The sequence below is a fragment of the Streptomyces sp. NPDC014656 genome (genome assembly GCF_043084305.1).
GTDB lineage: Bacteria > Actinomycetota > Actinomycetes > Streptomycetales > Streptomycetaceae > Streptomyces.
On the sequence record NZ_JBIBZN010000005.1, the window covers coordinates 27,932 to 51,028 of the forward strand.

At 74.4% G+C, this 23,097-nt stretch carries 19 protein-coding genes; 12 read left to right on the forward strand and 7 right to left on the reverse strand.

What is annotated here, in order from left to right; translation table 11 throughout:
• Positions 1-1,101, forward strand: coding sequence for a calcium:proton antiporter (locus ACF1ED_RS13580; RefSeq protein ID WP_391759822.1), 1,101 nt, complete (start codon positions 1-3; stop codon positions 1,099-1,101).
• A gap of 6 nt (positions 1,102-1,107) precedes the next feature.
• Here the strand turns inward: ACF1ED_RS13580 and ACF1ED_RS13585 are convergent, their stop codons facing one another.
• On the reverse strand, positions 1,108-3,513 hold the full coding sequence (locus ACF1ED_RS13585) for a penicillin acylase family protein (RefSeq protein WP_391760708.1): 2,406 nt from the start codon (positions 3,511-3,513) through the stop codon (positions 1,108-1,110).
• A gap of 172 nt (positions 3,514-3,685) precedes the next feature.
• Between ACF1ED_RS13585 and ACF1ED_RS13590 the strand changes: the two genes are divergently transcribed.
• Entirely contained in the window at positions 3,686-5,182 is a 1,497-nt protein-coding gene (locus ACF1ED_RS13590) for a fatty acyl-CoA synthetase (protein WP_391759824.1), read from the forward strand.
• A gap of 5 nt (positions 5,183-5,187) precedes the next feature.
• Here the strand turns inward: ACF1ED_RS13590 and ACF1ED_RS13595 are convergent, their stop codons facing one another.
• On the reverse strand, positions 5,188-6,087 hold the full coding sequence (locus ACF1ED_RS13595) for an NAD(P)-dependent oxidoreductase (RefSeq protein ID WP_391759826.1): 900 nt from the start codon (positions 6,085-6,087) through the stop codon (positions 5,188-5,190).
• A gap of 104 nt (positions 6,088-6,191) precedes the next feature.
• Here ACF1ED_RS13595 and ACF1ED_RS13600 point away from each other — a divergent pair, with 104 nt between their 5' ends.
• Positions 6,192-6,548, forward strand: a complete 357-nt coding sequence (locus ACF1ED_RS13600; RefSeq protein ID WP_391759828.1) for a winged helix-turn-helix transcriptional regulator — start codon at positions 6,192-6,194, stop codon at positions 6,546-6,548.
• Between the two features lie 190 nt (positions 6,549-6,738).
• On the opposite strand, the gene ACF1ED_RS13605 is transcribed toward ACF1ED_RS13600, so the two are convergent.
• Positions 6,739-7,356 (reverse strand): hypothetical protein, encoded by a 618-nt coding sequence (locus tag ACF1ED_RS13605; RefSeq protein ID WP_391759830.1) that lies wholly within the window; start codon positions 7,354-7,356, stop codon positions 6,739-6,741.
• 76 nt (positions 7,357-7,432) lie between these two features.
• Positions 7,433-8,758, reverse strand: coding sequence for a phenylacetate--CoA ligase PaaK (gene paaK / locus ACF1ED_RS13610; protein WP_391759832.1), 1,326 nt, complete (start codon positions 8,756-8,758; stop codon positions 7,433-7,435).
• A gap of 370 nt (positions 8,759-9,128) precedes the next feature.
• Here paaK and ACF1ED_RS13615 point away from each other — a divergent pair, with 370 nt between their 5' ends.
• The 4 genes from ACF1ED_RS13615 (at position 9,129) to ACF1ED_RS13630 (ending at position 12,191) form a co-directional block, all read left to right on the forward strand.
• Positions 9,129-10,349, forward strand: a complete 1,221-nt coding sequence (locus ACF1ED_RS13615) for a cytochrome P450 (protein ID WP_391759834.1) — start codon at positions 9,129-9,131, stop codon at positions 10,347-10,349.
• Positions 10,350-10,379: 30 nt separating this feature from the next.
• Positions 10,380-10,919 carry a cupin domain-containing protein gene (locus tag ACF1ED_RS13620; RefSeq protein ID WP_391760710.1) on the forward strand — a complete coding sequence of 180 codons (540 nt, stop codon included), beginning with the start codon at positions 10,380-10,382 and terminating at the stop codon, positions 10,917-10,919.
• A 91-nt stretch (positions 10,920-11,010) separates the two neighbouring features.
• A complete protein-coding gene (locus ACF1ED_RS13625) occupies positions 11,011-11,787 on the forward strand; it encodes a GNAT family N-acetyltransferase (protein ID WP_391759836.1) in 777 nt (258 codons plus the stop codon).
• 62 nt (positions 11,788-11,849) lie between these two features.
• Complete coding sequence (locus ACF1ED_RS13630; RefSeq protein ID WP_391759838.1) at positions 11,850-12,191, forward strand: DUF5713 family protein; 342 nt, start codon at positions 11,850-11,852, stop codon at positions 12,189-12,191.
• A 211-nt stretch (positions 12,192-12,402) separates the two neighbouring features.
• Here the strand turns inward: ACF1ED_RS13630 and ACF1ED_RS13635 are convergent, their stop codons facing one another.
• Positions 12,403-13,218, reverse strand: coding sequence for a pentapeptide repeat-containing protein (locus tag ACF1ED_RS13635; RefSeq protein WP_391759840.1), 816 nt, complete (start codon positions 13,216-13,218; stop codon positions 12,403-12,405).
• Between the two features lie 136 nt (positions 13,219-13,354).
• On the opposite strand from ACF1ED_RS13635, the gene ACF1ED_RS13640 reads away from it, so the two are divergent.
• Entirely contained in the window at positions 13,355-14,515 is a 1,161-nt protein-coding gene (locus tag ACF1ED_RS13640; protein ID WP_391759842.1) for an alpha/beta fold hydrolase, read from the forward strand.
• Positions 14,516-14,627: 112 nt separating this feature from the next.
• Here ACF1ED_RS13640 and ACF1ED_RS13645 read toward each other — a convergent pair whose 3' ends face one another.
• Complete coding sequence (locus ACF1ED_RS13645; protein WP_391759844.1) at positions 14,628-16,259, reverse strand: acyl-CoA synthetase; 1,632 nt, start codon at positions 16,257-16,259, stop codon at positions 14,628-14,630.
• 165 nt (positions 16,260-16,424) lie between these two features.
• Between ACF1ED_RS13645 and ACF1ED_RS13650 the strand changes: the two genes are divergently transcribed.
• The 4 genes from ACF1ED_RS13650 (at position 16,425) to ACF1ED_RS13665 (ending at position 20,669) form a co-directional block, all read left to right on the forward strand.
• Complete coding sequence (locus tag ACF1ED_RS13650) at positions 16,425-17,225, forward strand: crotonase/enoyl-CoA hydratase family protein (RefSeq protein ID WP_391759846.1); 801 nt, start codon at positions 16,425-16,427, stop codon at positions 17,223-17,225.
• Between the two features lie 150 nt (positions 17,226-17,375).
• Positions 17,376-18,359, forward strand: coding sequence for a Zn-ribbon domain-containing OB-fold protein (locus ACF1ED_RS13655; RefSeq protein WP_391759848.1), 984 nt, complete (start codon positions 17,376-17,378; stop codon positions 18,357-18,359).
• The gene (locus ACF1ED_RS13660) at positions 18,356-19,417 is read left to right on the forward strand and encodes a thiolase domain-containing protein (RefSeq protein ID WP_391759850.1); all 1,062 of its coding nucleotides are present in this window, start codon (positions 18,356-18,358) and stop codon (positions 19,415-19,417) included. Before ACF1ED_RS13655 ends, ACF1ED_RS13660 begins: the two co-directional genes overlap by 4 nt.
• Before the next feature lie 88 nt (positions 19,418-19,505).
• Positions 19,506-20,669: a thiolase domain-containing protein gene (locus tag ACF1ED_RS13665; protein WP_391759852.1), complete on the forward strand. Its 1,164-nt coding sequence runs from the start codon at positions 19,506-19,508 to the stop codon at positions 20,667-20,669.
• Positions 20,670-20,675: 6 nt separating this feature from the next.
• Here the strand turns inward: ACF1ED_RS13665 and ACF1ED_RS13670 are convergent, their stop codons facing one another.
• Complete coding sequence (locus tag ACF1ED_RS13670) at positions 20,676-22,937, reverse strand: alpha-N-acetylglucosaminidase (protein ID WP_391759854.1); 2,262 nt, start codon at positions 22,935-22,937, stop codon at positions 20,676-20,678.
• Between the last annotated feature and the right edge of the window lie 160 nt (positions 22,938-23,097).

Below are 23,097 nucleotides of genomic sequence, written 5' to 3' on the forward strand. Positions count from 1 at the left end.
ATGAGTTCGAGCACCAAGGCGTCGACCCGGGAGTGGACCACGTGGGGGCCGGTGGTGGCCCTGCTTGCGCTGGTCTTCGCCTGGGGGCGTGACCTGCCGGGCGTCGCCGTGGCCCTCGTCGCGCTCTGCCTCGCCGCCGCGGTCCTCGCCGCCGTCCACCACGCCGAGGTGATCGCCCACCGGGTCGGGGAGCCCTTCGGCTCGCTCGTCCTGGCCGTCGCCGTCACCGTCATCGAGGTCGGACTCATCGTCAGCCTCATGGCGGGCGGCGGCGAGAAGACCGCCACCTACGCCCGCGACACCGTCTTCGCCGCCGTCATGATCACCTGCAACGGCATCGTCGGCCTCGCCCTCCTGGTCGCCGCGCTCCGCAACCGGGTCGCGGTCTTCAACGCCGAGGGCTCCGGCGGCGCGCTCGCCACCGTCTGCACCCTCGCCACCATGACCCTGGTGCTCCCCACCTTCACCACCAGCAACCAGGGCCCCGAGTTCTCCGGCGCCCAGCTCGCCTTCGCCGCCATCGCCTCGATCGCCCTGTACGGCGTCTTCGTCGCCGTGCAGACCGTCCGCCACCGCGACTACTTCCTCCCCGTCACCCCCGAGGGCAAGGAGTGCTCGGAGGACGACCACGCCGAGCCGCCGACCAGGGCGGCCACCCTCGTCAGCCTCGGCCTGCTGCTCGTCGCGCTCGTCGCCGTCGTCGGCAACGCCAAGGTGATCTCCCCGACCATCGAGGACGGCGTCGAGTCCGCCGGTCTGCCCAAGGCCGTCGTCGGTGTCATCATCGCCCTGATGGTCCTGCTGCCCGAGACGCTCGCCGCCGTGCGCGCCGCCCGCCGCAACCGCGTGCAGACCAGCCTCAACCTCGCCTACGGCTCCGCGATCGCCAGCATCGGCCTCACCATCCCGGCGATCGCGCTCGCCTCCATCTGGCTGTCCGGGCCCCTGCTGCTCGGCCTGGGCCCCCTCCACATGGTCCTGCTCGCCCTCACCGGCGTGGTGAGCGCCCTGACCGTGGTGCCCGGACGGGCCACGCTCCTCCAGGGCGGCGTCCACCTCGCGATCTTCGCCGCCTTCGTCTTCCTGTCGTTCAGCCCCTGACGGGCGTCACCTCTCCCCGACCCGCACCACCTTCAGCGCGGGCGAGCGCAGGATGTCCCCCTCGCAGAACCGGGACGTCACCCAGCGTTCGCCCGCGTACAGCCTCGTCTGGTCGGCGAAGTGCGCCGAGGCCGGGTTCGAGGACTGGGAGTACGTGAGCAGGGTGCGGGCCACCGGGCAGCGCCCGCCGTCCCAGCCGACGGCCTGCACGTGGCTCGTGCCGTGCGCGACCTCGACGTAGCCGCCGCCCGCCGCGTTCCACACCGCCTCCGTCTTGTTCCAGACGCCCAGCGACTCCGTCCCGCCGCTCACCGGGATCCGCTCCCCGCCGCGCACCACGAACTGGTGGTCCCGCAGCGGCGCGTCCAGTGCGATCCCCGCCGTGCGCAGTTCCGTTGCCGCGTCCGCCAGCGCCTTCGCGAAGCCGGCCGTGCCGGTGTCGAGGCCGCGCGGGGTGCGGACCGGGTCCGCCGCCGAGAACGGCACCTTCCACTGCTGTGCCACCGGCACCGAGCCGGTGAACCTCCGCCAGAAGCGGTCGAAGAGCAGCGCGCCCCGGCTGTCCGAGTCCATCGTGCGGTCCCAGGCGGCGAGCACCCGGCACGCCTCCGGATCGGCCGGCAGCACGGCCGGGCAGGCCGCGGCCACGTCCGCCGCCGCCAGGCCGGCGGCCGGCACCCGGTTGGCGAACTGCTGCCGCTGGAGGTCGGCCACCGTGAGCCGGCCCCGCGCGGCCATCCCCGCCACGTCCTCGATCCCGCCCCGGGTCCGCAGCGAGCGCGGGGTGGCGAGCGTCCCGAAGACCCTCTCGTAGCCGGTCAGCGGCCGCTCCGCGTTGGTCAGCCACGCGCTGTCGTTGGAGTTCACCGCGTACGGCGCGTCCCGGAGGACCGGCATCCGGGACGGCCCGAAGACGCCGGGCTGCACCGCGTCCGGGTCCGAGCCGAGCGCGCACGCGGTCCGCGAACCGTCCAGGACGGCGACGCCCGAGGCCGGGTAGACGACCCGGCCGAGCGGGGTGGAGCAGCGCTCCGCGAGTTCGTCGGTGATCCGGGGCAGCACCTGTGCCTGGCTGAAGAAGCTGTGCCCGGCCGAGTCGGCCGCGACCGTGTTCACCCACGGCAGGCCCTGGGTGCGGCGCAGCGCCTCGGCGACGTCCCGGGTGGAGCGCGCCCTGGCGAAGCCCAGCGCGGTGTCGGAGCCGCGCAGGTTCGCCGTGTTGGGGTCGTTCAGCGCGTACGCGGTCGTCGACGTCCACGGCAGCGGGAGGCTCGCGCCGAGCCCGCTCGTCACCGGCCCGTACCGCGTCCACCACTGGGTACGGGTCACGGGCGCGCCGTCCCGGTCCGCCACCGTCACCTCGCGCGCGGTCATCCGCTCCGGCTTCCCGTCCACCAGGTAGGCCGTCGGGTCGCCGGGCACCAGCGTCAGCTGGTGCAGGTTCATCGGCACGCCGGTGGCCACCGTGTGGCTCCAGGCGACCTTGTCGTTGAAGCCGATGTTGACGACGGTGGTGCCGAGCAGGGAGGCGCCGGAGACGTTCAGTTCGCCGGGGATCGTCTGCTGCGACTGCCAGAACCGGCGGCCGCCCTGCCACGGGTAGTGCGGGTTGCCGAGCAGCAGCCCCCGCCCGTTCGCCGTCGTCGCGCCCGAGAAGGCGACCGCGTTGGAGCCCATGGTCGCGTTCTCCGCCGCGAACAGCGCCCGCGCCGCCTCCGCCGCGGCCCCGGGATCGACGTCCTGCTCCCGCGTCCTCGACGTCGCCGTCGCCGGGGCCGGCGGGCGGGCCGCCGTGATCCCGTCCACCGCCCGGCCCTGCCCGCCGAGCACCGAGACGGCGAAGCCGCGCCGGGCCACGTCCAGGGCCGTCACCGGCCGGACCCAGCCGGCGCCCGCGCAGGCCGGATCGGTGACCCGGTTCTTCCGCAGCCAGGCGTTGTACCCGGCCGCCCACCCGCGCATCAGCTCCTTCAGGTCGCGGCTCGGGCCCGCCGGGGCCGGGGTGCGCAGCAGCGCCTCGACCGTGCCGGCCTCCTCGACGCCCCGGAAGTACAGGTCGCTGGCGAGGTTCGTGGTGGCGGAGGAGAGCGAGCCGTCCGGGGCGCCGGAGGCGCCGAAGTGCCGCGAGCGTTCGCCGTTCACGGTCACGAAGCCGTCGGCGAGCACGCACACCTGGTCGGCGGCCTGTGCCCAGCCCGTGCCGAAGCCCAGGTCGGCGTAGCTCCCCGCGAGGATGTGCGGTACGCCGTACTCGGTGTACCGGATGACGGCGCTCAGTCCCCGGTCGGACGGCCGGTGCTCACGGTCCCGCCCGTCCGGACCGGCGGCCGCCGCGCCGGGCAGCAGCCCCGCGGTGACGGCGGCGAGCGCGGCGCCCACCAGGGCGAGCCGCCCCCGGGAGCGGCGGGGGATGAGGGTGCGGACGTGCAAGGTGCCTCCCAACGGACGTGCGGGCGGAGCAGGTCGGGCCATCCAGTCAGCACCCGCCCGCTCTGTCAACATGCCGTTCGGTATCCGAGGCGGGGAGGTGTGCGCTCCGGTCCGGGTACTTGACCCGCCGGAGCACCGCGCCGAGGATCCAGCCATGGAACGAGGACTCCTCACCCGCACCGTCGACGGCGTGCTGCGCGCCACCGCAGAGCGCGTCCCCGGCCGGACGGCCCTGCGCTACGCCGACCGTGCCTGGACCTACGCCGAGCTGGACGCCGCCGTCTCCACCGCCGCGGCCGTGCTGCGCCGCGAGCCCGGGCTCGTGCCCGGCGCCCGGGTCGCCGCCTACGGCCACAACTCCGACGCGTATCTGATCGCCTTCCTGGCCTGTGCCCGCGCGGGGCTCGTCCACGTCCCCGTGAACCACCACCTCACCGGCGACGACCTGGCCTATCTCCTGGACCAGTCGGGGAGTTCCCTCGTCCTCGCCGATCCCGGGCTCGCCGACCGGATCCCCGCGGGCGTACGGACCCGGCCCCTGCGGGACGCGCCGGGCTCGCTCCTCGACGCGCTCGCGGACCCGGAGCCGTACGACTCCGACAGCGACCCCCGCGACCTCGTGCAGCTGCTGTACACCTCCGGCACCACCGCCCTGCCCAAGGGCGCGATGATGACCCACCGGGCCCTGGTGCACGAGTACGCCAGCGCGATCGAGGCGCTCGGCCTCGCCGAGGACGACCGGCCGGCGCACGCGCTGCCGCTCTACCACTCCGCCCAGCTGCACGTCTTCCTGCTGCCCTACCTGGCGGTCGGGGCGGAGAGCGTGATCCTCGAAGGGCCGGACCCGGAGGCGCTGTTCGGGCTGGTGGAGGCGGGGCGCGCGGACAGCCTCTTCGCCCCGCCGACCGTGTGGATCGCGCTCGCCAACCACCCCGGCTTCGAAGGTCGGGACCTGTCCGCGCTGCGCAAGGCCTACTACGGCGCCTCGATCATGCCGGTGCCCGTCCTGGAGCGGCTGCGCGCCCGCCTCCCGGGCCTCGCCTTCCACAACTGCTTCGGCCAGTCCGAGATCGGCCCGCTCGCCACCGTCCTCGGCCCCGACGAGCACGAGGGCCGCATGGACTCCTGCGGCCGGCCCGTCCGGCACGTCGAGGCGAGGGTCGTCGACGAGGACGGCAAGGACGTCCCCGACGGCACCCCCGGCGAGATCGTCTACCGTTCCCCGCAGCTCTGCGAGGGGTACTGGGCCAAGCCCGAGGAGACCGCGGCCGCCTTCCGGGACGGCTGGTTCCGCTCCGGCGACCTCGCCGTCCGCGACGCCGACGGCTATCTGACGATCGTCGACCGGGTGAAGGACGTCATCAACTCCGGCGGCGTGCTCGTCGCCTCCCGCCAGGTCGAGGACGCCCTCTACACCCACCCCGCGGTCGCCGAGACGGCCGTCATCGGCCTTCCCGACGACCGCTGGATCGAGGCGGTCACCGCGGTGGTCGTCCCGCGCGCCGAGGTCACCGAGGCCGAACTCCTCGCCCACGCACGGCGGTCGCTCTCCTCCTTCAAGGCCCCGAAGCGGATCGTCTTCGCCGACGCCCTGCCCCGCAACGCCAGCGGCAAGATCCTCAAGCGGGAGCTGCGGGACCGCTACGCCTGACCCGCTCAGCGCCGGCGCAGCACCTCCGCGATCCGGGAGAACCCGTCCGCGCCGTGGCCGAGCGCCACGGTGCGGCGGGCCAGCCCCTCGACCGCGCGCATCACGCCCGAGTCGATGGCGTGGTCCTCGGCCGCGTGCACGATGTGCGCCATCGTCGACACGCCGGACGTCAGCGGGTTGATCGCGCCGGAGTAGGTGCCGTCCTCGATGTCCCCGGCGAACTCCTCGAACAGCGGCGGCAGGATCTGCGCGATGCCGATCGCGAACGGGGCCAGTTCACGCGGGGTGATGCCCTCCGCGTCCGCGAGCGCCATCGCGTGCACGTACCCGGCCATCGACGTCCAGAAGACGTCGAGCAGCGCGATGTCGAAGGCGGCCGCCCGGGAGACCTCCTCGCCGAGGTGGGTGTGGGTGCCGCCGAGCCCGTCGAGCACCGTCCGGTGCTCCTGGTACGTCTCGGACGGGCCGCTGAACAGGAACACCGCGTGCGGCGAGCCGACCGTGCCGGCCGGCGTCATGATCGCGCCGTCGATGTAGTGGATGCCGTGCTCCCCGGCCCAGCGGCCGGTGTCCCGGGCCCGCCCGGGGGTGTCGGCGGAGAGGTTGACGAGCGTGCGGCCCTTGAGCGCGGCCTCGGCCGCGTCCTGCCGCAGCACCGCGTCCGTGGCGTCGTAGTTGACCATGCAGATCACGGTCAGCGGGCTCGCGGCGATCGCCTCGGCGGCGCTCGCCGCCGTGACGGCGCCCCGCTCGGTGAGGTCGCCCTCCCGGCCGGGCGTACGGTTCCACACCGTGGTGCGGACCCCGGCGGCGAGGAACGCGCCGGCCAGCGCGCGGCCCATCGGGCCGAGTCCGAGCACGGTGACGGCGGGCTGGGACGGGGTGGACTCCGGGTTGACGGACATGCGTGAGAACTCCTGTGCAGAGAATGCGGATTAGGGTGGTGCGTACGGCGGCGCGGCGGACCGGCCGCGCGCGGACGACGGACGACGGAAGGGGAGGGGCGACGATGGCGCGTGTCCGCCTCGACGGGAGCGAGGGGATCTGCGGCGTGGCCGCCGCGATCTCGGTGCTCGACGGCAAGTGGAAGACCACGCTGCTGTGGCTGCTCGAATCGGGGCCGCACCGGCCCGGCGAACTGCGCCGGAAGGTGCCGCGGATCAGCGAGAAGGTGCTGACCCAGGCCCTGCGCGAGATGGAGGAGGACGGACTCGTGCACCGCGAGACGCACGACGTCGTGCCGCCCAAGACCGTCTACTCGCTGACCGGGCACGGCCTCGCGCTCTCGCGGGTGCTGGCCCCGCTCTCCGACTGGGGCCACGACCACCTCGACCGCCTGGCCGAGGCGCGGGCCGCCGCCTCCTGACTCCCTCCCTCCGGATCCGTGCGGCGCCGTTCCCCTTTGACGTCCTCACCCTCTCCCGGGCCCGGAAAAGCGACAAGTACCCACTAAAAAGTGGGTACTCGGTGGTCTCCGGGGAAGGCGCCGCGGTACGCCGGCCGCCCGGGCCCCCCGAGGGCAGGAGGACGCGCCTCGCGGGAGCCGACGAAGCGGTCTACTCGTGCGCGGCGAAGGCGTCGCGCAGGGCGGACAGGTCCGCCTCCCTCCCCTGCTCGTCCGCGTACCGGCCGTTCGCGTCCCGGAGCGCCGAGAGGGCCTCCGGGGTGAAGTCCTCGCCGAAGCGGTAGACGCCCAGGCAGTAGTCGAAGCCGGACTCCCCGAAGAGCTCCAGGTCCTCCTCGCGGCAGTACTCCGCCACGCCGTCCGCCACGTGCCAGCGGGCGCCGTCGTACCAGAAGACGCCGCCCGCGTAGTGGATCGTCCGGCCCGTCCCGGGGTCCGTGAGGTTCAGCGACTCGTAGTTCTCGGGACGGTCGCGGACCAGGGCGACGAGCGGCTCGGGTACCCCCTCGTAGAAGGACTCCTGCAGGGCGAAGTCGTCCTCGGCGTACAGGTTCAGCTCCGACTCGTGGTCGAAGGTCAGCAGCAGTACGCGGCCGTCCTCGGCGAAGTACCAGACGGCGGACTGGCCGCCGCCGTCGTTCCAGGCCAGGCGGCGTGCGCCGGGCACCGTCACCGGAGCGGCCCCGACGAGGCCGTCCACGACGGCCGCGCGGCGCCGCACTTCCGGGAGGGGCGTCGCCACCAGGGCGTCCCACGTCTTGTCACTCATTCCCGCAGGCTATCCCGCACCTCCGGCAACGCCCCCGCCGTCGGCCCCACCGCCGGCCCCGCGCCCCGGGGCGCCTTCACTCCGGCCCGCGGGACGACCCGGCAGGGGCGCCCTCCGCCCTGCGCAGGTCCACGATCCGCTTGAGCTTGCCCACCGAGCGCTCCAGCGTCTCCGGGTCGACCACCTCGACCTCGACCGAGACGCCGATCCCGTCCTTGACCGCCTGCCCGATCGCCCGCGCGGCCCGCTCGCGGTCCTCCGGGGTCGCGTCGGCGCGGGCCTCGGCCCGGACCGTCAGGGCGTCGAGCCGCCCCTCGCGGGTCAGGCGGAGCTGGAAGTGGGGGGCCACGGCGGGGGTCCGCAGCACGATCTCCTCGACCTGGGTCGGGAAGAGGTTCACCCCGCGCAGGATGATCATGTCGTCGCTGCGGCCCGTCACCTTCTCCATCCGCCGGAACGCGGGCCGCGCGGTGCCCGGGAGGAGACGGGTCAGGTCCCGGGTGCGGTAGCGGATCACCGGCACTGCCTCCTTGGTGAGCGAGGTGAAGACCAGCTCGCCCTCCTCGCCGTCCGGCAGCACCTCGCCCGTGACCGGGTCCACGACCTCGGGGTAGAAGTGGTCCTCCCAGATGTGGAGCCCGTCCTTGGTCTCCACGCACTCCTGCGCCACGCCCGGCCCCATCACCTCCGACAGGCCGTAGATGTCGACCGCGTCGATCGCGAAGCGCTCCTCGATCTCCTCGCGCATCGCCTCCGTCCACGGCTCCGCGCCGAAGACGCCCACCTTGAGGGAGGTCGAGCGCGGGTCCACCCCCTGCCGCTCGAACTCGTCGAGCAGCGTCAGCATGTAACTGGGCGTCACCATGATGACCTCGGGCTCGAAGTCCTGGATCAGCCGCACCTGACGGGCGGTCATGCCGCCGGAGGCGGGGATCACCGTGCAGCCGAGCCGCTCGGCCCCGTAGTGCGCCCCGAGACCGCCGGTGAACAGGCCGTAGCCGTACGCCACGTGCACCCGGTGGCCCGGGCGGGCGCCGGCCGCGCGCAGCGAGCGCGCCACCACGTCGGCCCACACCTCCAGGTCGCCCTCCGTGTAGCCGACGACGGTCGGCAGGCCGGTGGTGCCGCTGGAGGCGTGGATCCGGCGGACCCGCGAGCGGTCGACGGCGAACATCCCGAAGGGGTAGTGGTCGCGCAGGTCCGCCTTGGTGGTGAAGGGGAAGCGGGCCAGGTCGGCGAGGGACCGGCAGTCGTCCGGGTGCACCCCGGCCGCGTCGAAGGCGCGCCGGTGGAAGTCCACGTGCGCGTACGCGTGCCGCAGCGTGCTCCGCAGCCGCTCCAGCTGGAGCGCCGCCAGCTCCTCGCGCCCGAGCCGTTCGCCGCCGTCCAGCAGTTCCGTCATGCGCCGCCACTCCTCCGCACTCGTCGGCCGCACCCGTCGGGAAACGGACGACCGATCATTCGGTAGATACGTGTGGGGGCCAGTTAAACCTTCCGGGGGAGGGGTTTGGCAAGGGGCGGGAGCGGGCTTTCCGCACCGCGCCGCTCCCCGGCGAGTGGGCGTGCCGCCGTCACCCCATGGGGTGGGTTCCCGAAGCCGCACGCATACGGGCGGAGGGGCCCGGGGACCCGTGGGAGCATCCGGGGCCCCCGCGGCCCCGCACCCCGCCCCCGGGCCCGGGCCCCCGGGACCGGCGGGTCCGCCCGCGCGCCCGGACGAAAGCGAACGCCATGCCTGTCCCGCATCCGCCCACCCCCGCGGAGGTGGCGCCGTGACCACCACCGCCCCCGGAACCGCCGACACCCCCCAGGTGCACTTCTGGGCCGTGCCCGACCTCACCGGCCTCGACTTCGACCCGATGCTCGCCAGGCTCCTCCACGAGGACCCGGTCACCCGCGTCCGGCTCCCGCACGGCGAGGGCCACGCCTGGCTCGTCACCCGCTACGAGGACGTCAAGTTCGTCACCGTCGACCCCCGCTTCAGCCGCGAGGCCGTCTGGGGCCGCCCCGTCACCCGCCTCGCCCCCCACTTCATTCCGATGGCCGACGCCGTCGGCTTCGCCGACCCGCCGGACCACACCCGGATGCGCCGCGTCGTCGCCAAGGCCTTCAGCGCCCGCGCCCTGCGCTCCCTGCGCGCCCACGCCCAGGCCGTCATGGACGGCCTCCTCGACCGGATGGCGGAGCGGGGCCCCGCCGTGGACCTCATGGAGGCCGTCAACCGGCCCTTCCCGCTCGCCATGGTCAGCGAGCTCATGGGCGTCCCCGAGACCGACCACGCCCTCATGGCCCACTGGTCCGACACCATCATCTCGGCCGGCGCCGGCCGGGAGGCCAGCGAGCGGGCCAAGGACGAGATGGGCGCGTACTTCACCGACCTCATCGCCCGCGACCACGCCCCCGACAGCGACCAGCTCGCCGCCGTCCTCGCCGAGGCCGTCGCCGACGGCACCCTCACCGAGGACGAGGCCGTCGGACTCGCCGTCCTCATCCAGATCGGCGGCGCCCACGCCGTCCGCAACAACAGCGCCAACATGGTCTTCGCGCTGCTCACCCACCCCGAGCACCTCGCCCGGCTGCGCGCCGAGCCCGCCCTGATCCCGCAGGCCGTCGACGAACTGCTGCGGTACATCCCGCACCGCAACGCCGTCGGCCTCTCCCGGATCGCGATGGAGGACGTCGAGGTCGGCGGGGTCCGCATCCCCGAGGGCGACGCCGTCTACGTCTCCTACCTGGCGGCCAACCGCGACCCCGACGTCTTCCCCGAGCCGGACCGGCTCGACTTCGACCGCGCCCACAACCCGCACGTCGCCTTCGGCCACGGGCCGCACTACTGCCCCGGCGCCACGCTCGCCCGCCTGGAGTCCGAGATCCTGCTCGGCTCCCTGTGGACCCGCTTCCCCGGGCTGCGGCTCGCGGTCCCCGAGGAGGCCCTGCGCTGGCAGCGCGGCGCGCTCATCCGCGGCCCCGAGACCCTCCCCGTGACCTGGTGACAGGAGCGGCGCCCCGTGACAGCCATCGCCATCGGAGCCGCCGGCGGCCTCGTCGTACCGCCCGGCCACGGCCGCACCCTGAACACCGAGGCCCAGCACGTCACCTTCAAGGTGACCGGTGAGCACTCGCGTACGGCCTCCACCTTCGAGGTCGTCGTCCCGCCCGGTTTCGACGTCGGCGCCCACGCCCACGGGCACAGCGAGGAACTGTTCTACCTCCTCGAAGGCGAACTCGACGTCCTCGCCTTCGAACCGCTCGTCCGCACCCGTGACAGCTGGCGGGAGTGGGAGTCCGCCTCCGGGGAGCGGGCGGTCCGGGCCACCCCCGGCACCCTCATCCTCGTGCCGCCCGGCTGCCCGCACGCCTTCGCCAACCCGACGGGAGCCCCGGCCCGGATGCTCTTCCAGGCGTCCCCGCCGCCGGACCACGAGCGGTACTTCGAGGACCTGATGGAGATCCTGGCGGACGCGGGCGAGGGCGGCGAGGTCGACCACGCCGCCGTCGAACGCCTCCGCGTCCGCTACGACATCGACCAGATCACGCCCCTGCGGCACGGGAGGGGAGCCTGACCCGACGGAGCCCGACCCGACGGAGGCGGCCCCGGCCGGCCGGCCGCAAAAGGCGTTGCCCGCCCGCTGGCAGCGGTCTTCAATGGCCGGGATGAACGACGCACAGCACCTCCTCGACCTGTACGACGCCCAGCTGCGACGGGAGGCGCGCCCCGACGGGCCCGGCTGCCGCGTCGAGCGCGCCGGCGCCGTGGTCCGCCAGACCGGACCCGCCCACGCCTGGAACGGCGTCCTCTGGTCCGGCCTCGACGCCGACACCGCCGACGCGGCCATCGCCGCGCAGCTCGGCCACTACCGGGCGCGGGGCGTCCCCTTCGAGTGGAAGCTGTACGGCCACGACGGGCCCGCCGACCTCGGCGCACGGCTCGTCGCGGCCGGCTTCCGGGCCGAGGAGCCGGAGACCCTGCTGGCCGCCGAGGCCGCCGCGCAGGCCGGTGCCGCGGCGCTGCCGGACGGCGTCGAACTCCGCGAGGTCACCGACGCGGAGGGCGTGCGCCAGGTGGTCGAGGTCCACGAACGGGCCTTCGGCACCGACAGCTCCGACCTCGGCCGCCGCCTCCTCGACCGGCTGGCCGCCGACCCCGGCACGGTCCCCGCCGTCCTCGCCGTCGCCGGCGGGACCCCCGTCAGCGCGGCCCGCCTGGAGCTGTACCCGGGCACCGACTTCGCCGGCCTGTGGGGCGGCGGCACCGTCGAGGAGTGGCGCGGCCGGGGCCTCTACCGCGCCCTCGTCGCCCACCGGGCCCGCGTCGCCGCCGCCCACGGGCACCGCTACGTCCAGGTCGACGCGGCCCCCACCAGCCGTCCCATCCTCCAGCGCCTCGGCTTCGTCCCGCTCACCACGACCACCCCGTACGTTCACGCCTGAGGCCGCTGTCAGTGCCCCGGTGCATCATCGGGAGCGGTGACCACGCACGGGAGGGGACGGCCATGACGATCACGAACCGGAAGGTGGAGGAGTACGCGTTCCTGCGCGGCCTGTACGAGGACGGGTACTTCCCCGACCACGTGGTCGACAAGGGCCGCGAGATCCTGCTCCGCCTCTGCGAGCGCGTCGAGACCGAGCGCCCCGTCGGCCTCCCGGCCCTGTACGCCCTCACCCACGCCGCCACGGAGGAGTTCAACGCCCTGGAGGCCGAGTTCGAGGCCGCCGGCAGCGAGATCGAGACCGTGGCCCGCGAGGAGATAGGCGAGGACTTCCGGTTCGTCGCCACCGCCTACGGCTTCCCCGACGCAGACCCGGAGGAGCTGATCGCCACCAGGGAGTGGTGACCGGCCGGAGGCGCGGCCGCCACCGGGGCGCGGCGGCGACTGCCCGCGCCGGGGTCGGGGTGCCGCTCCCGGAGGGCGAGCACGACGACGTCGTCCGTGTCACCGCCCGCGTCCGGCCGGCACCGGGCCCGGAGGGGTGCGCGGCGGAGTACGGGCGCGGGCGGTGACGGCGCCGGACGCGCTCGCCTGAGTCCGGCCGGCTCCGGCCGGTTCAGGACGTCCAGTGCGAGGGACGCTCGAAGCCCCGGGGGAGGACGGTCGCGGCGTCGCCGCGCGCCGAGTTCAGCTGCGGCTGGGTGAGGAACAGCGCGTCCGTCAGGACGGCCCCGGACAGGTCCGCGTCGCGCAGGTCCGCGCCGATCAGGTCCGTGAGCGTGAGGTCCGCGCCCGTCAGGTCGGCGGCGATCAGCAGCGCGCCGCGCAGATCGGTCCCCCGCAGCTTCGCGCCGCGCAGCCGCTTCCCGATGAGGTCGGCGCCGCGCCGGCCGCGCGGCTTGCCGCCCGCCGTGGCACGGACCAGCTCACTGGTCCGCAGCAGCAGCGGGTTCACCTCGGCGCGCACGGGACCGACGTCCAGCTTCTCCAGGTCGGCGGCCGGCAGCGCGGCCAGCTCCTCGACCCGGCCGAGGGCCGTGCGCAGCTCGCCGTGGAGCCGGCGGGCGGCGGACCGCTCCAGGGCCTCGGTGAGGTAGCGCAGCAGTTCGTGGAGCTGCCGCACCACCGGGAAGACCTCGTACATCTGCCGGGCGGTCTCCGGCGCCTCCCGCCAGGACACGCCGCCGAAGGTCACCTGGGAGACCCGCTGCCCGGCGCCGAAGCAGTCGTACACCGTGCAGCCCTGGAAACCGCTCGGCCGCAGCCGGGTGTGGATCCCGCACCGGAAGTCGTCCCTGAGGTTGCGGCAGGGGTCGCCGGCGGACTTGTTCACGGCGAAATCGGCCGACTTCGCGAAGGGCAGCGCCACACAGCACAGACCGAAGCACTGCGCGCAGTCGCCGCGCAGGGCGGAATCCCGGGTGTCGGGCACGGTGGAACGGTTCCTTCGCGGCTCGGGGACGGTCCACCCACCGTATCGCGCCCCCGGAGCCCGGCCGCCGCCGAAGCCGTCACGCCGCCGGCGAAACCGATTGCCCCCACCGGCCCGCCCGACGATGATCACGACCGTGCCGACGTTCACGACACGCGACGGAGTCGCGCTCGCCTACCGGGTCCGCGGCGAGGGCCCCGGCCGGCCCCTGGTCTGCCTGACCGGAGAACCGGGCGATCCTGGGGATCCGGGCGATCCTGAGGAGCTGACGTGGCTCGCCGGGCACCGGCCCCTGGTCACGCTGCCCGCCCGCGACGCGGACGGGCGCCCCCTCCCGGCCGGCGCCGTCGAAGCCCTCCGCGACCACCTCGGCCGGGAGCGGATCGACCTCCTCGGCCACCTGACGGGCGGCGACCTCGCCGTCCGGTACGCCGCCGCGCACCCCGGCCGCGTCCGCTCCCTCGTCCTCGTCACCCCCGGCCCCGGCCCGGATCCCCTCTTCTCGCCGGAGCGGGCCCGGCGGGCGCTCGGCGCGTTCACCGCGCCGGTCCTCCTCGTGGAGCGGGAGCCCGCGCACGTCCTCGTCCGCACGGTCCTCGCCTTCCTCGACCCCGCCGTCCGCACGGTCGCCGTCGACGGCGTGCGGCTCGCCTACCGGGTCGCGGGACCCGAGGGGAGACGGCCCCTCGTCCTGGTCCACGGGCGCGGAGAGTCCGCCACGACCTGGGGCCCGGTCATGGAGGACCTGGCCGCCGACCACCGGGTGTACGCGGTGGACCTGCGCGGGCACGGCCTCAGCGACCGGCCGGGCGGATACGGCTTCGACGTCTTCCGCGACGAGCTGGGCGGTTTCCTCAGGGCCCTCGGCCTCACCGGCGCGACCGTCGTCGCCCACTCGATGGGCGCCGGCGCCGCGTGCCTCCTCGCCCAGCGCGAGCCCGCCCTCGTCGGCCGCCTCGTCCTGGAGGAGCCGCCGGCCTTCGTGCCGCTCGACCCGCCCCGCCCGGTGGCCGCGCCCCCCGAGGGCCGTCCCGCCTTCGACTGGGGGATCGTCCCCGCCACGGATGCCCAGCTGAACGCCCCGGACCCGGCCTGGCGCGCCGGACTCCCCGCGATCACGGCCCCCACCCTGGTCCTGGCCGGCGGCCCGGCCAGTCACATCCCGCAGGAGCAACTGGCCGGACTCGCCGCAGCGATACCGGACGCCCGCCTGGTCACCATCGAGGCGGGACACCTCGTCCACGAGGCCCGCCCGGCCGCCTTCCTCGCCGCGATCAGGGAGTTCGGCACGGCCTGAACACCGACGGGCGGCCCACCGGGCGGGCGCCGCTCAGAGGCGGCAGACGCCAAACGCCAGACGCCAGACGCCAGACGCCAGACGCCAGACGCCAGACGCCAGGGATCGGGCGCTAGGCGCGCCCCGCCGCGTCCGCCTCCGTCGCCACCGCCTTCGCCCAGCGGTAGTCCGCCTTGCCGCTCGGGGAGCGCTGGATGCGGTCGGCGAGGACCAGCTGGCGGGGCACCTTGTAGCCGGCGAGGTGGCGGCGGCAGTGGTCCTGGACGGCCGCCAGGTCCAGCGGCGCCGAGCCCTCGCGCTGCTGCACGACGGCGGCCACGTGACTGCCCCAGGTGGCGTCCGGGACGCCCGCGACCAGCGCGTCGTACACGTCGGGGTGCGATTTGAGGGCCTGCTCGACCTCTTCCGGATAGACCTTCTCGCCCCCGGTGTTGATGCACTGGGAGCCGCGGCCGAGGACGGTCACCACGCCGTCCGCGTCGACCGTGGCCATGTCGCCGAGCAGGACCCACCGCACGCCGTCCCGCTCGAAGAAGGTCTCCGCCGTCTTCTCCGGGTCGTTGTAGTAGCCGAGCGGCACGTGCCCGCGCTGGGCGAGCCGGCCGGTCGCGCCGGCGGCGACCGGGGCGAGGGTGACCGGGTCGACGACCTGCGTGCGCTCGTTGACGTGCAGCCGGAAGCCCTTCTCCGGGCCCGAGTCGTCGGTGGCCCGCCCGTTCGAACCGGACTCCGTGGAGCCGAAGTTGTTCAGCAGGATGACGTTCGGCATCAGCTCGCGCAGCTGCGCCCGTACGGTCTCCGACATGATCGCGCCGGAGGAGGAGAGGCTGAACAGCGCGGACAGGTCGGTGCCGCGGAGCGGTCCGGCGAGCGCGTCGATCAGCGGGCGCAGCATCGCGTCGCCCACGAGGGAGATGCTGGAGACCTTCTCCTTCTCGATGGTCCGCAGCACCTCCTCGGGCACGTACTTGCGGTGCAGCACCACCCGCTGGCCGTAGTGGAAGGCGATGAAGGTGGTGAGCGTGGAGGTGCCGTGCATGAGCGGCGGCGCGGGGAAGAAGGTGAGGCCGGCGCCGCCGGCGGCCACCCGCTCGGCCAGCTCCTCGGGTCGCTTGACCGGCTCGCCGGAGGGGTCCCCGCCGAAGAGCCCGGCGAAGAACAGGTCCTCCTGGCGCCAGAGCACGCCCTTGGGCATGCCGGTGGTGCCGCCGGTGTAGATGACGAAGAGGTCGTCGCCGGACCGGGGCGCGAAGCCGCGCCCGGGCGCGGCGGCCGCCTCCGCCTCCTCCAGCGGTACGGCTCCGAGGGCCGCGGCCCCCTCGGGAGGGGTTCCCACCCGCACGAGGTGCCGCAGCTTCCCGCACCGCGGCAGGGCCGCCGCCACGCGGTCGGTGAACTCGGCGTCGTACACCAGGGCGGTGAGGTCGGCGTCCTGGTAGAGGTAGACCAACTCCTCTTCGACATAGCGGTAGTTGACGTTCACCGGCACGATCCTGGCCTTCAGGCAGGCGAGGACGGTCTGGAGGTACTCGACGCCGTTGTACAGGTGGAGCCCCAGGTGCTCGCCGGGGCGGACGCCCGCGTCGAGCAGGTGGTGGGCCAGCCGGTTGGCCGCCTCGTCGAGTTCGGCGTAGGTGAGCCGGCGCTCGGCGCCGGTCCCCGGGTGGTCGACGTAGACCAGCGCCTCGCGCTCCGGCACCACGTCCACGACCGATTCGAACAGGTCGGCAAGGTTGTACTCCACCGTTCCTCCTGACCCCGGCGCGTTCGGACTCGGGCGGTCATCAGAGCACCGACGGGTCGAGGTGGGAAGGGGGCGCGTCAAAGAATCTGACTGAGTGTCAGAAAACTATTGAACTGCCCGTGCCGCTCCTGCAACCTGTTCCAGAACTGGAGACGGGAGATGCCCATGGCCGGCACCGAACACCTCACCGTGCGGCGCGAAGGCGCCACGCTCGTCCTCACCCTGAACCGCCCCGAGGCGAAGAACGCCCTGTCGCTGCCGATGCTCGTCGGCCTCCACGACGGCTGGATCGAGGCCGACGCCGACGACGGGGTCCGCTCGATCGTCCTCACCGGAGCGGGCGGCGCCTTCTGCGCCGGCATGGACCTCAAGGCCCTCGCCGGGAAGGGCATGGCCGGGGAGGAGCACCGCGACCGGCTCAAGGCCGACCCCGACCTGCACTGGAAGGCGATGCTCCGCCACCACCGCCCCCGCAAGCCCGTCATCGCCGCGGTCGAGGGCGCGTGCGTGGCCGGCGGTACGGAGATCCTCCAGGGCACCGACATCCGGGTCGCCGGAGCCTCCGCGCTGTTCGGCCTCTTCGAGGTCCGGCGCGGCCTCTTCCCCATCGGCGGCTCCACCGTCCGGCTGCCCCGCCAGATCCCGCGCACCCATGCCCTCGAAATGCTCCTCACCGGGCGCCCCTACACCGCCGAGGAAGCCGCCCGCATCGGCCTGATCGGCCGGGTCGTCCCCGACGGCACCGCCCTCGACACCGCCCTCGACCTCGCCGAACGGATCAACGCCTGCGGGCCGCTCGCCGTCGAGGCCGTCAAGGCGTCCGTCTACGAGGCGGCCGAACTGACGGAGACGGAGGGCCTGGCGGCCGAACTCAAGCGGGGCTGGCCGATCTTCGACACGGCGGACGCGAAGGAGGGCGCGAGGGCCTTCGCGGAGAAGCGGCCCGCGGTGTACCGGCGGGAGTGACGTCCCGCCGGCCGGGAGCACCGCCCGGCGTCCCGGAACGGCCCCGGCCGAGCCCCCGAACGGCGGGCGGGCCCCCGGCCGGCCCCACCCCGTACCGCCCCCGCCCACCGCACCACCGACCCTCCCGCCCCGCGAAGGAAGGCCCCGCCCATGACCGTCACCCCCTCGCCCCCCTCGCCCCCCTCGCCCCCCGAGATCCTCCGCGCCCCCCTCGTCGTCGAGTTCCCCTTCACCCGCTCCCTCGGCCCCGTCCAGTCCGCCTTCCTCACCGGGCTGCGCGAGCGCACCGTCCTCGGTGTCCGGACCGAGGCCGGCGGGATCCTGGTCCCTCCCGTGGAGTACGACCCCGAGACCGCCGCCGAGCTGCGCGAGCTCGTCGAGGTCGCGCCCACCGGCACCGTCACCACCTGGGCCTGGAACCCCGAGCCCCGCCCCGGCCAGCCCCTCGACCGTCCCTTCGCCTGGGCCCTGGTCCGTCTCGACGGCGCCGACACCGCCCTCCTGCACGCCCTCGACGCCCCGGGCCAGGACGCCGTCCGCACCGGCATGCGCGTCCGGATCCGCTGGTCCGCCGGACGCACCGGCGCCATCACGGACATCGCCTGCTTCGAACCGTACGAAGGCGCCGCTCCCGACGGCGAACCAGCCCCGCACAACGGCGAGTTCGACGACCCCGTCACCGGCATCACCGCCCCCGCCCGCCTCGACTACACCTACAGCCCCGGCCGCGCCCAGACCCGCTACCTCCAAGGGCTCTCCGAGCGCCGGACGGTCGGCGAGCGCTGCCCCTCCTGCGCGAAGGTGTACGTCCCGCCCCGCGGCGCCTGCCCGACCTGCGGCGTCGCCACCACCGACCAGGTCGAGGTCGGCCCCCGCGGCACCGTCACCACCTTCTGCATCGTCAACATCAAGGCGAAGAACCTGGACATCGAAGTCCCCTACGTCTACGCCCACATCGCCCTCGACGGCGCCGATCTCGCGCTGCACGGCCGGATCGGCGGCATCCCCTACGACCAGGTCCGGATGGGCCTGCGCGTCGAGCCCGTGTGGAGCGACGACGGCCGCTACCCCGACCACTACCGGCCCACCGGCGAGCCGGACGCCGACTACGACACGTACAAGGAGCTGCTATGAGCGCCCCCGGCCGCGAGGTGGCGATCGTCGCCTTCGCCCAGAGCGACCACCGCCGCCGCACCGACGACCTCTCCGAGGTCGAGATGGTGATGCCGGTGCTCCACGAGGTGCTGCGGCGGACCGGCCTCAGGACCTCCGACATCGGCTTCACCTGCTCCGGCTCCTCCGACTACCTCGCAGGCCGCGCCTTCTCCTTCACCATGGCCCTCGACGGCGTCGGCGCCTGGCCGCCGATCTCCGAGTCCCACGTCGAGACGGACGGCGCCTGGGCCCTCTACGAGGCCTGGGTGAAGCTCCTCACCGGCGAGGCCGACACCGCCCTCGTCTACTCCTACGGCAAGTCCTCGCCCGGCTCCGTCCGCGACGTGCTGACCCGCCAGCTCGACCCCTACTACGTGGCCCCGCTCTGGCCCGACTCGGTCGCCCTCGCCGCCCTCCAGGCACAGGCCCTCGTCGACGCCGGGGACACCGACGAGGCGGCCCTCGCCGCGCTCGCCGCCCGCCGCCGCGCCGACGCCGCCGCCAACCCGCACGCCCAGGTCACCGGAGCCCGCCCCCAGGGGGAGTACGTGGTGGCGCCGCTGCGCACCGGCGACTGTCCGCCGATCGGGGACGGCGTCGCCGCCGTCATCCTGGCCGCCGGCGACCGCGCCCGCGAGCTGTGCGCGCGGCCCGCCTGGATCCGCGGCATGGACCACCGCGTCGAGGCCCACTCGCTCGGCGTGCGCGACCTCACCGACTCGCCGTCCACCCGGCTCGCCGCCGAGCGCGCCGGCGCCTTCGAACGGCCCGTGGACACCGCCGAGCTGCACGCCCCCTTCACCTCCCAGGAGGTCGTCCTCGCCAAGGCCCTCGGCCTCGGCGACGGCGTCCGGATCAACCCCTCGGGCGGCGCGCTCGCCGCCAACCCCGTCATGGCCGCCGGACTCGTCCGGCTCGGCGAGGCCGCCGCCGCCGTCCACCGCGGCGACTCCGACCGCGCCCTCGCCCACGCCACCTCCGGGCCCTGCCTCCAGCAGAACCTGGTCGCCGTCCTGGAAGGGGACCCCCGCCCGTGAACGACGGACGGGCGGCCGCCGGGCCGCAGACGAGAACGATGCCCGCACCTCCGCGCCGCACGGTCGGAGAAGTGAACAAGGAGACAGGATGAGCAAAGAGCCCGTCGCGATCGTCGGCGTCGGCCAGACCAAGCACGTCGCCGCCCGCCGCGACGTCTCCCTCGCCGGGCTCGTCCGCGAGGCCGCCGCGCGGGCCCTCGCCGACGCCGAGCTGACCTGGGCGGACGTCGACGCCGTCGTCATCGGCAAGGCGCCCGACTTCTTCGAGGGCGTCATGATGCCGGAGCTGTACCTCGCCGACGCCCTCGGCGCGGTAGGCAAGCCCCTGCTCCGCGTGCACACCGCCGGCTCCGTCGGCGGCTCCACCGCCCTCGTCGCCGCCAACCTGGTCGCCGCCCGGGTCCACCGGACGGTCCTCACCCTCGCCTTCGAGAAGCAGTCCGAGTCGAACGCCATGTGGGGCCTGTCCCTGCCGGTGCCGTTCCAGCAGCCGCTGCTCGCCGGCGCCGGCGGCTTCTTCGCCCCGCACGTCCGCGCCTACATGCGCCGCACCGGCGCCCCCGACACGATCGGCTCCCTCGTCGCGTACAAGGACCGCCGCAACGCCCTCAAGAACCCCTACGCGCACCTCCACGAGCACGGCCTCACCCTGGAGAAGGTGCAGGCGTCCCCCATGCTGTGGGACCCCGTCCGCTACTCCGAGACCTGCCCGTCCTCCGACGGCGCCTGCGCCATGGTCCTCACCGACCGGGCCGGCGCCGACCGGGCACCGCGCCCCGCCGCCTGGGTGCACGGCGGCGCCATGCGCAGCGAACCGACCCTCTTCGCGGGCAAGGACTTCGTCTCGCCGAGGGCGGGCTCCGACTGTGCCGCCGACGTCTACCGGCAGGCCGGGATCACCGACCCGCGCCGGCAGATCGACGCCGTCGAGATGTACGTGCCGTTCTCCTGGTACGAGCCGATGTGGCTGGAGAACCTGGGCTTCGCCGCCGAGGGCGAGGGGTGGAAGCTCACCGAGGCGGGCGTCACCGAACTCGACGGCGACCTGCCCGTGAACCCCTCCGGAGGCGTCCTCTCCACCAACCCGATCGGCGCCTCCGGGATGATCCGCTTCGCGGAGGCCGCCCTCCAGGTGCGCGGGGAGGCCGGCGAGCACCAGGTGGACGGCGCCCGCCGGGCCCTCGGGCACGCCTACGGCGGCGGCGCCCAGTTCTTCTCCATGTGGCTGGTGGGCGCCGAACCGCCGGCCTGACCCGGCTCAGGCGCGCAGGCTGTCGAGCACCCGGGTCGCCAGCGCCACCGGATCGCCCTTCGGGGTCACCGGGTAGGAGTCCCGCCGCAGGTTCCAGGCGTTCTCCCAGGAGAACCAGTCGATCGCGGCGGGCGCCCGCCCGGTGACCAGCGAGGTCTCCAACGAGTCCAGGTAGGCCGACCAGCGGGGCGCGTAGAAGCCCGACACGAGGCCCGACCACTCGCGGTTGGCGTAGTCGTGCAGCCCGGCCTCGCTGCCCGCCCGGTGCCCCCACGTGGTGATCAGCGAGCGGGCGTCGAACTCCAGGGCGGCCCGCTCCGCGTCCGAGCGGCCCCACGCGCGGGCGCCCTCCAGCCAGGGCCCGAGCAGGAACCGCCGGTCGGTGGCGAGGAGCTCGTCCAGCAGCGCCATGGACTGCCGCCACCGGGCCGCCCGCGCCCGGAAGCCGGCCAGGTCCTTCGCCTCGTACGCCGCCTTGATCTGCGGCAGCAGCACCCGGCTGCGGTTGGTGAGCGCCTGCCGGGCGGTGTCCACCAGGTCGAAGCGGTACGCGTCGGTGGTCCGTGGCGCCGGTGCCACCCGCAGCAGCTCGGCCAGCGCCCGCTCCACGGTCGCCGCGTCGTACCGCATCGCCTTCGGGCCCCAGGAGGCCGAGGTCCGCACGGTCAGGCTCGGCCGGGCCGTGAAGAGGCTGTCCTGGGACTCGCTCCAGCCGTTCGACCGCGTGCCGTACGGCCCCTTCCGCAGCCACTCCCAGGCCTGGGCGGCGTGCGGGTCGGGGGAGCCGTAGCGGCGGGCGGCGTACTGCGCGAACCACCCGGAGTGGTCCACCGGGGCGTCCCGCCACGCCAGTTCGGTGAAGAGAGAGAAGGCCACCGGGTTGGCGGAGGTGGCCTCCGGGAGGAAGGCGATGCCGCGCAGCGCGCTGCCCGGCTTGGTCCGCCACGCCTCGAACCGGTCCGTCCACACCGGGGTGTTGGCGCCGAGCGTGGTGTGCCCGCCGAAGTTGGGGATGGTGCCGAAGGCGTACGGAGTCCCGGACCAGGCCGTCTCCCGGTCCAGGCCGTCGTGCCGGTCGGAGAGCCCGTCCACCACGAGCAGCCGCGAGGTGTCGACGCCCGCGAGCAGTTCGGCCTTCGGGTTGCGCTGCCAGCCCAGCAGCACCCAGGTCGCGCCCCGCCGCGCGTCGTCCAGGGTCTCCATCACCCGCGCGGCGGCCTCGCCGACCGGCACGTCGCCCGGGTTCCCGCCCTCGTGCAGCAGGTCCATCTTGTACATCGTGGTGGTGCCGAGCAGCCGCGCCTGGTGCCGGTAGAAGGCCGAGGCGACGCGCGGGAAGAGCGGCCCGCGCGGATCCAGCCAGTCCGGCCGGTCGAAGCCGATCCACCGGCCCTGCGGCACCACCCGGCCCTGCGGGTTGCGCTCCGCGAAGCCCGGCGGCACCGTGCCGAAGTACCCGGGCAGCACCGGCGTCATGCCCAGCTCCCGCAGCCGGTCCACGATCCGCTTGCCCAGCGCCGCCCGCCGGGCGATCAGCTGTTCGGTGACCGGGCCGCCGAAGGACGACATGTTCTGCATCAGCCACCACGGCTGGTGCGCGGGACCCGGGATCCACTCCCGCAGCTCCGCGCCCGTGTAGCCGAACTCCTGGAACGCCGCGTGATAGGCCGCCTCGGCGCCCATCTGCACGAACACCTCGTTCACCCCGTGCAGGGCGAGGAGGTCGATCTGCCGTTCGTACGCGTCCCAGTTCCGGTACGCCCCCGAGTAGCCGTCGTCGGTGTCGTTGAGCGCGAACCGGTGCGGCACCGACGCCGACCTGGTGACCGTGCCGGACGGCCCGGGCAGCCGGTCCGGCAGCGCCGCGAGGCTGTCCCCGGGCGAACCGAGGTCCACGCCCACCGTGTAGGAGAGGTACCAGTGCACCCCGCGCAGCAGCACCGCCGGAGTGGAGCCCGTGACGACGATCCGCCCCGTCGAGCCCGACACCGAGAACCGGTCGGCGGTGCCGGAGCGGGGGGTCAGGACCAGCTCGAACTGGCCGGCGTGCCGGGGCAGCAGCCGCGCCAGCGCGGCCCGCGCCGCGCTCACCGAGTACGGCGCGGCCGCCGGAGCGACGGCCGCGCCGGCCGCCGGGGCGGCGGTCCCGGCGGGCTCCGCCGAGGCCGGGCCCGGGGCGGGCAGCGCGGTCAGCGCCGTGGCGCACAGGGCGAGGGAGCACACCGAGCGCGCGGCCCAGGACCGCGCACGGGAAATGGGAGGTCTCATGGTCGGCTCATCCCCTCGTCAGGACCACATGACGATCATGAAGTGACCGTCCGTCATATGGGAGTATTCGCAGGGATTCCGGTCAAGGACGACACGCTCCGCCGGCCGTGTCCCCGACTCCGCACATCTGTCCGTCGAACACCCCCCGACCTGCGGGTCG